At 40.0% G+C, this 14,322-nt stretch carries 7 protein-coding genes; all 7 read left to right on the top strand.

The window, feature by feature from the left end:
• The first annotated feature begins 8 nt into the window (after positions 1 to 8).
• The 7 genes from AC58QG_RS12595 (at position 9) to AC58QG_RS12565 (ending at position 14,123) form a co-directional block, all read left to right on the top strand.
• Positions 9 to 1,601, top strand: a complete 1,593-nt coding sequence (locus AC58QG_RS12595; protein ID WP_497362366.1) for a response regulator — start codon at positions 9 to 11, stop codon at positions 1,599 to 1,601.
• A 180-nt stretch (positions 1,602 to 1,781) separates the two neighbouring features.
• A complete protein-coding gene (locus AC58QG_RS12590; protein ID WP_497362365.1) occupies positions 1,782 to 3,146 on the top strand; it encodes an ABC transporter substrate-binding protein in 1,365 nt (454 codons plus the stop codon).
• Between the two features lie 63 nt (positions 3,147 to 3,209).
• Complete coding sequence (locus tag AC58QG_RS12585) at positions 3,210 to 4,139, top strand: carbohydrate ABC transporter permease (RefSeq protein WP_497362364.1); 930 nt, start codon at positions 3,210 to 3,212, stop codon at positions 4,137 to 4,139.
• The gene (locus tag AC58QG_RS12580; RefSeq protein ID WP_497362363.1) at positions 4,124 to 4,984 is read left to right on the top strand and encodes a carbohydrate ABC transporter permease; all 861 of its coding nucleotides are present in this window, start codon (positions 4,124 to 4,126) and stop codon (positions 4,982 to 4,984) included. The genes AC58QG_RS12585 and AC58QG_RS12580 overlap by 16 nt, the downstream gene beginning before the upstream one ends.
• An 18-nt stretch (positions 4,985 to 5,002) precedes the next feature.
• Positions 5,003 to 6,664 (top strand): DUF4091 domain-containing protein, encoded by a 1,662-nt coding sequence (locus tag AC58QG_RS12575; RefSeq protein ID WP_497362362.1) that lies wholly within the window; start codon positions 5,003 to 5,005, stop codon positions 6,662 to 6,664.
• Positions 6,665 to 6,677: 13 nt separating this feature from the next.
• Positions 6,678 to 11,603 carry an S-layer homology domain-containing protein gene (locus AC58QG_RS12570; RefSeq protein WP_497362361.1) on the top strand — a complete coding sequence of 1,642 codons (4,926 nt, stop codon included), beginning with the start codon at positions 6,678 to 6,680 and terminating at the stop codon, positions 11,601 to 11,603.
• A gap of 162 nt (positions 11,604 to 11,765) precedes the next feature.
• Positions 11,766 to 14,123, top strand: a complete 2,358-nt coding sequence (locus AC58QG_RS12565; RefSeq protein WP_497362360.1) for a discoidin domain-containing protein — start codon at positions 11,766 to 11,768, stop codon at positions 14,121 to 14,123.
• Positions 14,124 to 14,322 lie beyond the last annotated feature (199 nt).

The raw sequence follows: 14,322 nt of genomic DNA, 5'->3' as shown, positions 1-14,322 counted from the left end.
GGCAATTCATGTATAAAGTGATGATTGTTGATGACGAGATGCTGGCAAGGGTTGGTATTAAATCACTAATTAACTGGAAACAGTATGGTTTTGAATGGGTCGGTGAAGCTGAGAATGGCAAAAAGGCACTTGAGTTGGCCGCTGATCTTGATCCAGATATTATCATAACTGATATAAAAATGCCTGTATGCAATGGCGTTGAACTCATTCAAACTTTGCTCCAACTGAAACCGAGAGTTAAATTTATTGTTTTGAGCTCATACGATGATTTTGAGTATGTCAAAGAAGCAATGAAAGCCGGAGCCGAGGATTATATGCTCAAGTTGGAGCTCCAGTCTGAGAATTTAATAAGCACTCTCGAACAAGTCAAGGCCAAAATTGAACGGGAACGATCTGAAAATCAGCTATCCAATCGAACCGATAAACATTTTGAAAGAAATATTTCGATATTACGTGATAACTTTTTGAAAGACTTACTTATTGGCAAAATGTTCTCCAGTAAGGAAATCGAGGAATGGCTCCAATATTACGGTATGGTTTTGCATGAAGACATGATAATTTGCTATGTTATTCAACCAGGAAGTTCTGAAATTTATAACAAGTACTCGGAAGATAATGTACATTTGCTGGACTATGCGATGCTGAATGTGGTACAAGAAATCCTTTCTGACTTTAAAATAGGTTATGCCATTGGAACAGGGCCACGAGAAATTGCCTTGTTAATTACGTTTGAAGAACAAAAGAGCGAAATAATCTGGAACGAACTTAATCGATTAGAAGAAAGTATTAAAGGAGCTTTGAAAACTTACTTAAACATTTCCGTGGCGATTGGTGCAAGTAGAATCCACCGCGATTTGTCCTCTATAAGGCAATGTTACAAAGAGGCAAGTGAAGCTGTAAGCAATAGTTTTTCTTTTCCTCGTGGAAGTGTTATCCAGTTTGATCACCTCTCACGGGAGCCATTAAACACACTTGATTTAGCAATTGAAATAAAAAATATGGAACGCGCACTGCAAATTGCTGATATCGATCGTATCCGGTTAATTATCCAAATGATTAAAGAAAAAGTAAATGCAGTTTCTAACATTTCGAAGGAGGAGCTAAAAGGCTTCTGCTCAACATTATTATTTGTTTTAGAATCAGAGGCAGCAGATGCTCAACAATCGGTTCGCCCATTGTGGAAAGAAAATCTATATATGATTATTGATAAGATGATGATTTTGGCAGACTTTAATAATTGGCTTATCAGGTTTGAGGATGCCATTTCGTTGACGCTAAGTCAAGCGAATGAATCAACCAGATTAATCCGAAACATTAAACAGTTTATTCATTTAAACTATCGCAATGAGATCTCATTGGAGCTTTTATCCAAAGAAATGAACATTTCTGCCAACTATTTAAGTAATTTATTTAAAAAAGAAACCAAGGAAAACTTGATCGAATATGTGACCAACTACAGGATTGAACAGGCTAAACAATTGCTTCGAACAACGGATTTAAAAATCTATGAGGTCGGTCAACAAGTTGGATACGATAATGAACATTATTTTAGCCGAGTTTTTAAAAAAGTTACCGGTGTGTCACCAATCAAATATAAGTAAAAAGTGCATGCTATCGATAGATAATGCAATTTTTTTGAATTGGCAGTAAGAAGCCCACTTAGAAAAATAAAAAGCTAGGTAGATATGAAACGTTTCGTTTGATTAATGCATTCATGTGATGCTACAACGCAGTTTATACTAAGTATGTAGTCATAAAGCACATGAAGGGGAGAGAAACAAATGGGAAAAGCTAGATTTAAAATAGCGTCACTTACCGTTGCAGTCCTTCTGATGAACATTGTAACGGCATGTGGTTCCAAAGTAGAGGAAACTGCTAGTCCGAAAGTTTCATCCACATCAATGGAAACACCCGCAACCAACAAGCCTGTTAAGTTGACCATGTTTTTTGATGCAAAAGGCGGTAAAGATGAATCCATCCTTAAATTGTTACAAGATTTTAAAGATAAGACAGGAATTGAAATCGAACAAAACATTATTCCAGGCGATGGCGTAGATGCTTACAAAAAAGTGGATATAGCCGTCTCCACAGGCGATAAAACAGATATCCTTTACCTTAGTAATCCTCTTTTACTGGATCGATACTCTTCATCTGGGTTTCTTGTTCCATTAAATGACTTGATTCAACAAGATAAGTACGACGTTGACAAAGTGTATGGCAATTACCTAAGTAAGTATAACGATAAAATTTACACATTACCGAGTTATGCAGGTAAATGGGCTGTTTATTACAATAAAAAAGTATTTGACGATGCTAAGGTTCCTTACCCAAAAGGTACTTGGACATGGGATCAATATATCGAAACGGCCAAGAAGTTAACGGATTCCTCAAAGGGGATCTATGGTTCTTACATGCTGGATTATGATAACTACATGTATTTCAATGCTAGACAGCACAACGTAAAAGGTTATAAGGATGACGGAACTTCCAATTACGACGATCCAGCGTTTAAGGAGTCTTTGAAGTTCTTCGGTGACCTAGGCAATGTTTTGAAAATTCAACCGAGTTGGTTGGAGTTCAAAACTAAGAAGTTGTCTTGGGATGGCTTTATGTCAGGAAAATATGGTATGCATTTGATCGGCAGCTGGTATACCGACATGTTTGCAGATAAAACTACATATCCAAGGGATTGGAAATTCGGAGTAACGCAAATTCCGGTATCTGCTGACGGAAAAGGAAATAACAACTTAATTTCACCGGCTGGAATCGGAATTAATAAAAACTCAGAACATGCGAAAGAAGCTTTCCAATTCGTGAAATTTTGGTCTGAAAATTACTACAAATATAAGGGGGCGCTTCCAGCTAGAGTGGATTTGAGTGAAGCGGACCTTGATGCAATGTTCAAGGATACTGTTTCTAAAATGAATGGTGAGATCACGATAGAAGATTTGAAAACCACCTTGTTTGATAAAGGAATGGGAGTCACAGACGAAAAAATTGTTGGCAATGCAGCTAGCGAATATAGCAGCATTATTCTGCAAGAATCAGAGCTTTATTTAGTCGGTCAGAAATCACTGGACGATACGGTAAAAGCTATCAAACAAAGAGCGGATAAAGCGATCGAAGATGCGAAGAAAAATAAATAATGAGTAAACCGAGATAAAGGGCTCTTCGGAGTCCTTTTCTTATAATAAAGGATGGGGAGAAGCATGCAGAAATTAGAAACGACTCCAATATTAAAAAATAAAGTCGTCCGATACTCTATAGCTAAGCAAGAAGGGAGAGCGGCGTACGGCTTTATTGCTCCCTTTTTTGTGGGTTTTGTCATTTTTAACGTTATTCCTTTTATTTATGCATTCGTAATCAGTCTTATGGATTATAACAGTCTAAAGGATATCAGCAAATTAAAGTTTATTGGGTTGACTAATTATATAAACGTATTTGATGATGCCATTGCATTAAGCGCATTTGTAAAAAGCAGTTATTACGCTATGGTATATGTTCCGGGGATTATCATATTTTCATTTTTTCTTGCCTTGTTGATAAATAAAAAATTCTATCTAAGGCCGTTCACTCGAACTTTGGTATTAATCCCGTACGTGGCTAACGTCGTAGCAATCGCCATGGTATGGTCCATTATACTTGATCCATACGATGGTCCTGTTAATATGCTGCTAAAAGGAATTGGACTAAACCCACCCATGTGGTTGGGGGGGACAACTACCGCTCTTCCAACGATAGGACTGATCAGTGTTTGGTTGAATTTAGCTTTTCAGACGATTGTCTTCTTGGCTGCTTTGCAAGGCGTGCCGCAGGATTGTTATGAGGCTGCTGACATGGATGGCGCTGGACGTTTTCGGAAAATGCTTCATATTACGATTCCTATGATCTCACCAACAACGTTCTTCCTTGTAATTACCAGTATTATTGGATCATTTCAGAACTATTCTATCGTTCGTATGCTTACAAATGGTGGACCTGGTATATCTTCGCGTGTTCTCTCTTTGAATATTTATGAAGAAGCATTTTCATTCAATAAATTTAGTTATGCATCCGCTCAATCAATGCTGCAATTTATTGTCATCATGATTATAACTATCATTCTATGGAAGGGGCAAAAAAAATGGGTTCACTATTAACAGTTAAGTCTGATCAGAATAGAAGCGGTTTACAAATCAATACATTGATTTATTCGATCATCATGTTGTTTGTTGGTTTAATAATGTTTGTGCCATTTGTGTTTATGATCTCAGCATCCTTGAAGCCTACAGCCCAAGTGTTTGCGAATCCACTTACCATCATACCTGAGCATATTTTTTGGAGAAATTACCAAACAATTTTTCACCATCCCTTTTACTTCCACTGGTATTGGAATTCCATTCGCACAGTCCTGATTACGATTGTTTTTAGAACGGTGGTCGTAACGATGGCCGCATATGCTTTTGCTAGACTTAACTTTAAAGGTAAAAACATATTGTTTCTGATTATGCTTGCAACTATGATGATTCCTACAGATACGACGATTGTTGCACGTTTTTTACTTTATAAAGCTATGCATTTGATTGATACGCAATGGGTTATTATTTTACCGGCTACCTTCGATGTGTTTTTTATTTTCTTGCTTCGGCAATTTTTTATGGGAATTCCAAAGGAACTAAGCGAGTCGGCACTAATCGATGGATGTTCTCAATTTAAAATATATTACAGGATTATTCTTCCACTCGCGATGCCAGCACTCGTTACCATGATGTTATTTACATTTATTTGGATTTGGAACGATTTTGTCAGTCCATTTATATTCATTTCAAGCATCAAGAATCAGATGGTAACAGTAGGTCTTGAGTATTTTCAACAAGAAGCAGGAAGTGATTATGCACTTCAAATGGCAGGAGCATGTTTGATTGTTGTTGTTCCTATTATATTGTTTACGATCAGCCAAAAGTTTTTTGTTCAGGGTATAGCAAATACCGGACTCAAAGGATAAGGAGGAGCTTAATAACCAATGACTACAGATAAATTGACATTTGAAGTGCGCTGTATAAGTTCGCTTGCCAAAGTGTTTGCCGATGAAGAATTGAACGAGGTCACGAATCAAAAAGCATCAGCGCTCGCCAATGAGACGATATCCTTTCAAGTTGCCTATCGTGCAGATCGTCTCACAAAGGGCATTCAAGTGAAGGTTAGATCAGAGATGGAGGAGGCGATAACGCTTCGTTCAGTAGGACTCGTGCCCTCTGAACTTCCAGTTTATCATGACCATGATGAACATATTTTACGCACTATTCCTGGCCTATATCCCGATCCTCTCTACGACTTTGATGAATCGGAGGGTTTGATAACATTTCCCAACCAATGGCGAGCGGTGTGGGTGACGGTGGAGCCAGAAGGAAAAGTGAAGCCTGGTCTATATGAGATCCGCATATCTTTTGAATCGGAGTCTGGAAATCCATTGGGGGAAACTTTTTTTGAATTGGAGGTGCTTTCAGCGCTTTTGCCAAAACAAAAACTGTTGCATACGGAATGGTTTTATGTAGACTGTCTAGCGACCTATTACGAGATCGATGTGTTCAGTGAAAAGCATTGGGATGTCATTGAAAAGTATGTTTATACAGCGGTTAAGCACGGGATCAATATGATTTTGACCCCGATATTTACTCCGCCTCTCGATACACAAATCGGTGAAGAGCGTCCAACCGTGCAGTTGATTGATGTCAATGTGCTTGACTCACAGACATATACATTCGGATTTGACCGTTTGAACCGATGGGTGGAGTTGTGTAAGAGACAGGGGATCGAATATTTCGAGTTCTCCCATCTGTTCACACAATGGGGAGCTAAGCATGCGCCTAAGATTATGGCTTCTGAAAACGGAGATTATAAACAGATATTTGGCTGGGAAACAGAAGCATACGGTGAAAAATATCGATCATTTATAACGCAATTATTACCTGCATTAATAGATTGGATCAAAGAAAATAAATTGGGAAAATCGTGTTATTTTCATATTTCCGACGAACCTACGATCGATCATCTGGAATCATACGGTAACGCAAGCCTGATGGTGCGTGACCTATTAAAAGATTTTCCGATTATCGATGCGCTATCGGATTATGAGTTTTATGAAAAAGGACTTGTCAAGAATCCGATTCCTGCCAATGATCATATTGAACCTTTTATTGCTAACCGAGTCGAATCTTTGTGGACCTATTATTGCTGTGTTCAGTATAAGCAAGTGTCGAATCGTTTCTTTAGCATGCCGTCAGCCCGCAACCGGATTCTGGGTATACAACTATATAAATTTAAAATTGAAGGGTTTCTGCACTGGGGCTATAACTTTTGGTATTCGCAGTATTCCCGTAAGGAAATCGATCCTTATAAGAATACGGACGCGAATTACGCCTTTGCCTCCGGCGATTCCTATCTAGTATATCCGGGCGATTATGAACCGATTGAGTCTATCCGGCTTGAAGTTCTGCAGGAAGCATTACAAGATTTGCGTGCGCTTCAACTGCTCGAAGAGTTATACGGCAGAGAGTACGTTTTAGCTGCTTTAGAGGAAGGTCTTGACCAGCCAATCAGCTTTAGCAACTATCCCCGGGATGCTGAGTGGCTGCTTACAAAACGCGAATGGGTGAACAGGAAAATAAAAGAGAAGCTGAGATAGGGAGAGGGAAAACATGCTTAAAAAAAATGTGATCATAATAGCGATCTTCTCAATGATAACTAGCTTTATATTTCCAAATTCAATGATGCCTGTATTTGCTGAAGTTGTACCTTTTACCTCCAATATTGCACCACAAGCAGCTATAAGTACGACTTTAGTCGATTCAAATCCAGTTAATAAACTTGTGGACGGGACTATTGTAAATACTCCAATGGATGTAGGCGACTTTTTTTATGCATACGATAAGCCTGGTACGATGAGTACGAAACCAGTCCTTGACTTTGATTTTGGGAAAATGAACTTCTCCTCTAATCAACTTTCCATTTATGCTAATTATGGATCTAAACAAGGATTGTCAAACATCGATTTGCTTTATTATGCAGACGGACAATGGCATCCAATTGTGCAAAATTATTCTCTTTCATGGAGTACAGATGATCTTCAAAAGTTAGACATTAATTTTGATAACGTTCAAGGCAGCAAAATACGACTGCAGATTAATGATGCAAATCAAGTGTGGGGAAATCTATCCGTTTATGAAATTAAAATTTGGGGTGAACTTTCAGCTACGGCATCTGCTGTTGCTGAGTCCGTTACTCAAGTTACGTATCCGGCAGTGAACGCGACAAAATTGACCCTTCCTGCAGTACCCAACGGATTTACGGTAAGTATAGATCAAAGCAGTAATACGAATGTAATTAAATTAGATGGAGCTATTATTCCACCAAGCTTGGCTACAAATGTTGATTTAGTACTCAAAATTCAAAACGCACAAGATGGAAGTTCGGCACTTACAGCACCCATTTCAGTTCTTGTACCGAAGGCAGAGAGGACTGAATTCAATACGAGCGTGGCTGGGCTTTCAACCATGTCTACTACGCTATCAACCTTGTCTCATGGGAATTTGAGCAATTTGGTAGACGGAGTTGCAAACGATTCGAACGGGGTTGGTGATTTCTTTGCTGCTGCCGACAAACCACAGGATATGCAAGAAAAGCCTGTCATTGATTTTGACTTCGGCAAAATGAGTTTATCTACGGATATGGTATCCTTCTATAGCAATTATGGACCTGACCAAGGGGTTGCAAATGTAGATCTTGAGTACTTTAGCAATGGCGCATGGAACTCTATTGTAGAAGGATACGACCTAAACTGGAAACAAAGTGGTCCGATTGAGAGATTAAATATATCGTTTCCGCAAATTACAGCTAATAAACTGAGGATTCGAATAAACAATGCGAATTACACATGGGGTGCCTTATCCATATTTGAAGTTAAAATTTGGGGTAAGGTTGATGCGAATGCCCAAGGTGTTGCTGAGTCTATACAACGCCTAGACTCCCCTGTAACTGGCGAAAGTAAATTGAAAATGCCGACTTTAGCGAATGGTTTTAGATCCGAAATTTCGTACTCGGAAAAACCGGATGTCGTAAAATTGGACGGCACGATTAACTTTGCTGCACAAGAAGAGACTGTGGGTATTAAACTTTTAGTTACAGACGAATCAGATGGATCAACTGCTGAGACGGGGCTGCTCCACGTTCTAGTGCCGCCAGCTGTTGAGGATTCACTCATTTACACATTGAATGTAGCGCCGAAAGCTACGATAACTACATCGGCAATGAATACAGAGGGCAGTATAACCTATTTGACTGACGAAGATGAGAGCAAACCCTGGAAAAGTAATGCTCCACAGTTTCCTGAGGTTTATACCCTCGATTTTCAAGGGAAAGAATATATCTCAAATCGACTTACACTAATAAGTAAGGATGGATGGTCTAAAGGAATTACCGATTTGAAATTGGAAGGGTACATAGATGGAAATTGGAAGACAATTCGATCGGTAGTCAGCATTCCGAATTGGGGATCTTCAGATCGTATGGATGTTCATTTCAACAGTGTAACTTTTTCGCAATTACGAATAACAGTTAATAATGCAAATATTGGAAACGGTTACTATGGTCTGGAGGAACTGAAGGTGTGGAGCATGTCCACGGAAAGTGTTGCCAAATCTATTACGAGCATAGAGCAACCAGCTAGAGGTCAAATGAAGATTGTGTTGCCAGCAGTTCCGAATGGGTATGAAGCAGCCATTCAATCTTCGGATAAGGAAAATATTATTTCTCTCGATGGAACTATTGTTCCTTCGGTTAATGCTGCGACAGTAGCGCTAGTTCTAGAAATTACTAATAAGAGCGATAAGAGTAAATCGCTTACTTCATCTCTGCAGGTTACTGTTCCTGGTATACCGCCTGCTAGTTACGTTACGGTCACACCTGTTGAGGATAAAACGAATATCCTTCATAATCCTGGAATGGGCTGGGTCTTATACGTAGAAGAGTTTAATAATGACCTTATTGATGCCGATATGTATTGGAATACCATTGATCCGCACAGGGATTCAGCGAGTATTATGTATATACGTGTGCCGTGGTCGCGAATGGAACCAATGGAAGGTCATTACGCATGGAATGAGGATGAAAACTATAAAAAATTAGTACAGATGGCACTAGATCGGCACATCAAATTGGCTTTCCGTGTTTTCATCGATAGCCAGGACTCTCATATGCAGGCAACACCGCAATTTGTTTTTGATGATGGCGCACAAGGAGTCCCTGCAACATCTAATCCTAGCTTTAAGACTCCGGATGTAACGGATCCAATTTTCAGACAAAAATTTGAAAGGTTCGTTACCGCTTTTGCGGATCAATATGACAATCCTTCGCAAGTAGATTTTATTGACGCGCAAGGTCTTGGTTGGTGGGGAGAAATGTACACCTTTAATCAAGCGATCACTGCTGAACAGAAGAATAATACGTTTCAATGGATCGTTAATTTATACAGTTCCAAATTTAAAAAAGTATTACTAGGCGGTCAATATGGGAACTCGTTCGATCAATCACTACAAGAATGGGCGATGAACGAAAAAGGTTTCATGTTAAGGAGAGATAGTTACGGCAGCCCCGTATACTTCTCACAGGGGGATAAAGATAAGATCAACAGCCATTGGCCTAAAATTCCTGTATTCGCCGAGAATTGCTACCAAAATTTCGTATCCAGACCTGGTTCATGTGACGGCAAAACCAGACCGATCCATGATATGTTAACAAGGGTCGTGAATGACGCAAAAGCAACTCATGCAAATACTTTAGATCTGCGGCATCCGGAGGATGTCATCGAATGGGCAAGCAATAATAAAGATTTGGTGCAGGATTTTGCGATCAATGGCGGTTATCGCTTTGTCCTGAGCAATGCTGCTTACCCAGCAGAAATGACATCGGATCAAACCTATGCGATCTACCACACATGGAAAAATACTGCTGTTGGCAAATTGCCGAGTGATATGCCGAATTGGAACTACAAATATAAAGTTGCGTTTGCTTTACTGGATAAATCAAACGGCAAAGTTGTGAAACAATGGACGGATCAGGAGGCAGAACCTTCATCTTGGATTCAAGGTCAATTCTATCGTTACAATTATGACGTGACATTGAGTAATGTTCCATCCGGCACTTACAGTTTTGCAGTTGGTCTTGTAGATAAACAAAATAATGATACACCCGGCATTCAACTGGCTATTGATACGGCCAAGGTGCAAGAGGGTCAATTTAATTGGTACGTCCTTGGTGATACACGTATAGTAGGTGTTTCAAATACGAGTAATACAGGAACAGTAGGAGAAATTACTCCAGCTCCCCAGGAAGGAAAGCTGATCTTACATTCCGAGACGAAAAACGATGCATTAGGCAACAAAATTTCAACCGTAACTGTGGATACGCTAAGTTTTAAATCATTAATCGAATCCATAAAGAATGAACCTGCTAAATCTCAACATATAAAAATTGAATTAGATGAGAAAGCGGATTCCCACCAGGTCGTACTTCCGATAAGTTTGCTTATGTCAGCACTTAATGTTGCTCCGAAAGCTAAGATTGAAATCAGAAGCGAGAATGGCAGTTATGAATTGCCGCTTAATGTGATCAATGCTGAAGACCTTTCAAAAAAATTAGGTGTTGAAGTCGGGAAAATAAATGTGGTACTTACCATAAAACCTGCTAAAGATGGTTTGTTGGAGAAAATCAAGAACAAGGCGAGCGCTATGGGAGCGGTCCTTTCGAGCACAGCTGTAGATTATTCCATAAAAGCCGAAGCTGAAGGTAATTACACCGAAGTAAATGATTTCAATCAATATGTGGTGAGAACGATTAATTTAGATCGAGTTGTTCAGGCGGAACGAGCAACTGCGGTCATCTATAATGAAGTCACGAACGAATTTACATTCATTCCAGCTACTTTTGAAGAAGATGACAATAATAGATCTGTTAGAATTCATAGTAGAGGAAACAGTATTTATACAGTTATCTCCTTCAATAAATCGTTTGATGATATTCAACATCATTGGGCAAAAAAAGAAATTGATTTGCTTGCTTCTAAACTAATCGTTAATGGGGTTTCAGATAGAGCTTATGATCCGGAATCCAACACGACCCGAGCTCAGTTTGCTGCGATCCTGACACATGCACTGGGATTGAAAGAGTACACGGATGCAGCCCATTTTACCGATGTACCGAAAAGTTCCTGGTATGCAGGTTCCGTAGGGGCGGCATTTTACTTCGGTTTGATATCAGGTTATACAGACGGTACATTTGCTCCGGAAAAGTATATCACACGCGAGGAAATGGCCCAAATGATCGTAAAAGCGATTAGCTTTACAGGACAACCGATAGATGCGCCTGTTAACGTATCCGAACTTTTATCGACATTCAGTGATCAATCCGAGATTAGTGATTGGGCAAAAGATTCTGTCTCCAAAGCATTGCATGCAAAGTTGATGAGCGGTGTAAGCCCGAATTCCTTTGATGCGACCTCTCAAGCAACAAGAGCTCAAGTGGCAGTAGTCATTGCTAGAATGATGCAGTATTTGAAGTTTTTAAATTAAGTCAGACAAAGGGCAGCATCTTCATAAGGGATGTTGCCCTTGCTTTCATGTACGATGAAAGGGGGTGGGAGAGCTAAATCTAACTGCATAGAGAGAATTGATGGATTTGGAGTTAGTTGGAAATCATTCTGAATCAATGAGATGAATGGAGGAGGAAGTTTAGTGAAAAAACAGCTACGCTCTCATGTAATTATTAAGTATGTGCTTGCCTTAGCAATATTTTTTTGTTGTTACTTGATTCTAGTTGAACGGTCTTTTGCGCAATCCGTATCTCCGACAGAAGACACAACTGGCTTTCTACGTAATCCTGCAATGGGATGGGTATTGTATCTGGAGGAATATGGTCAGAGTTTTCCAAATGCTGCAACCTATTGGTCCTCGCAGGATCCTAATGTTGGCAAGGCAAGTATTTTGTATATTCGAGTGCCATGGTCTCGAATGGAACCTACAGAAGGACATTACGCATGGAACGATGACGCAAACTATCAGCAACTTGTACAAATGGCGAAAGATAGGGGATTAAAGCTGGCTTTTCGCGTGTTTGTAGATAGCCAAGATGTCCATATGCAAGCGACACCCCAATTTGTTTTTGGCGCTGGAGCACAAGGATATGCGCCAAATTCGAATGCGAGTTTTAAGACACCTAAATTGACAGATTCTATTTTCAGGCAAAAATTCACGAATTTCATCAGTGCTTTTGCTCAAAAGTACGATGATCCATCTGTCGTAGACTTTATTGATGGGCAAGGTTTGGGTTGGTGGGGGGAAATGGGACCTACGCAACTTGATTACATGAATAGTAGCCAGAAAATAGATACTTTTCAGTGGATTACTAATTTATACAGTTCCAAATTCAAAAAGGTGTTACTTGGTGGACAATACGGAAATTCATTTGACGTATCTTTGCAGGAATGGGCGATAAATGAGAAAGGTTATATGATTCGCAGGGATAGTTATGGCAGCCCTGTGTATTTCCCCCAGGTGGATAAAGACCAAATTAAATCTCATTTCCCCAGTACGCCAGTATTTGCTGAAAACTGTTACCAAGGGCTAGGTGTATGGGCTACTTCTTGTGATAGTAACACGAGTCCACTTAGTGATTTGCTAGGCCGTGTCATTAGTGACGCGAAGGAGACACATGCTAACACACTGGATTTACGGGTACCACAAGACGCAACTGTGTGGGTGAGCCAATTTCCAGATTTGGTTCAAGATTTTGCAGTTAATGGTGGTTACCGCTTAGTGCTGTCAAACATCACATTTCCGGATAACGTCGTTTCTGGCACTGAAAACGCTATAACTCACACGTGGAAAAACACAGGGGTAGGCAAGCTGCCCAATGATATGCCGAATTGGAACTATAAGTACAAACTTGCTTTTGCTCTCTTGGACAAAACAACCGGGCAGCCCGTCTACACCGTCATTGATCCAGCGGAACCTTCCGATTGGATTAAAGGACAAAGTTTTTCGTACACGAGTGGGATAAATTTTGTAGGGGCCCCAAGCGGAAACTATGATTGGGGTGTTGCAATAGTCAATCGGGATAATGGGTCCCAACCGGAAATCAAATTGGCCATCACGACCCCACAAACTAACGCGGGTTGGTATAAAATGGGTTCAACCGTTGTTACGGGAAGCAGTTCCGATATAGCTGTACAAACTTCAGCCAGTGCCTTTACAAAACAGGCCACAGGAAATGGGAATATTAGTCTTGTTTCTGATGGAAATGATACTTCAATCTGGGCTACTCCTGTAAGCGTTTCCTTTCCGCAGTTTATAGAATTAAACTGGGGGGGAACGACGGTTACGACGGATAAAATATCTTTGTCCACTTCTTATGGTCAAGGGCAAGGCATTACGAATGTGGACGTGGAATATTTTGATGGAAAGCGGTGGAAACCAATCGCACAGAATCGAAATATTGTGTGGCTGACAAACAGCAGTGTGATTGAGACAAGAGATATTCCGCTCAATACGTATGTATCTACAAAAAATGTAAGAATCAAAATTAACGGGGCTAACCTTCAATGGGGTAATTTTGCAATATCTGAATTTAAAGTGTGGGGAGGAAAATCAGCAACGGTAGACCCGCAAGCAATCATTCCTCAGTCTCAATTTACTGTATCGGCGACTAGTGTGGAAACTGTGAGCGAGAATGATGCTGCGAATCAAGCGGTTGATGGAAAACCATTAACGATTTGGCATACGAAGTGGAATTTATCCAATCCTTTACCGCAGTCGATCACACTTCAACTTGGATCCGTTTTTAAAGTCAATACAATTAAATATCTGCCGAGACAAATTGGTTCTAATGGTATCATTACGTCTTACAAAATTTATGTAAGTAATGACGGAATCTCTTATAGTCAAATAGCGAACGGTACATGGGCGAACGATAAGACTGAAAAAACTGTTTCTTTTACTGCAACAAATGCAAAGTACATCAGATTGGAAGCGATAGCGGGCAACGGCGGATGGGCTTCAGCCGCGGAAATAAACATTCTCTACAGTACGCAATAATCATCGGAAACCGGCCTGTTCAGCGATCCTCGTGATCGGCAGGTCGGCTTCTCTAATTAATTCCTCTGCTTTACCAACCCTTGACTCGGATGCAGATTGTCCAACTCCTTGATGCTGCACTGTACTTCCTCCAGATTGGCATCATCTAGGATATGTTACAGCAATTCTACAAAATCCTTCTCGCGTTTGTTATAAAAAG

The sequence above is a fragment of the Paenibacillus sp. J22P169 genome (genome assembly GCF_059691995.1).
The sequence above is the reverse complement of the archived record's forward strand: the minus strand, read 5'-3'. Positions and strand labels throughout refer to the sequence as shown.

Excerpts from the sequence above, each read along its gene's own strand:
- AC58QG_RS12595 (WP_497362366.1), top strand. The coding sequence starts at position 9 with ATGTATAAAGTGATGATTGTTGATGACGAGATGCTGGCAAGGGTTGGT.
- AC58QG_RS12570 (WP_497362361.1), top strand. The coding sequence starts at position 6,678 with ATGCTTAAAAAAAATGTGATCATAATAGCGATCTTCTCAATGATAACT.
- AC58QG_RS12575 (WP_497362362.1), top strand. The coding sequence starts at position 5,003 with ATGACTACAGATAAATTGACATTTGAAGTGCGCTGTATAAGTTCGCTT.
- AC58QG_RS12590 (WP_497362365.1), top strand. The coding sequence starts at position 1,782 with ATGGGAAAAGCTAGATTTAAAATAGCGTCACTTACCGTTGCAGTCCTT.
- AC58QG_RS12580 (WP_497362363.1), top strand. The coding sequence starts at position 4,124 with ATGGGTTCACTATTAACAGTTAAGTCTGATCAGAATAGAAGCGGTTTA.
- AC58QG_RS12585 (WP_497362364.1), top strand. The coding sequence starts at position 3,210 with ATGCAGAAATTAGAAACGACTCCAATATTAAAAAATAAAGTCGTCCGA.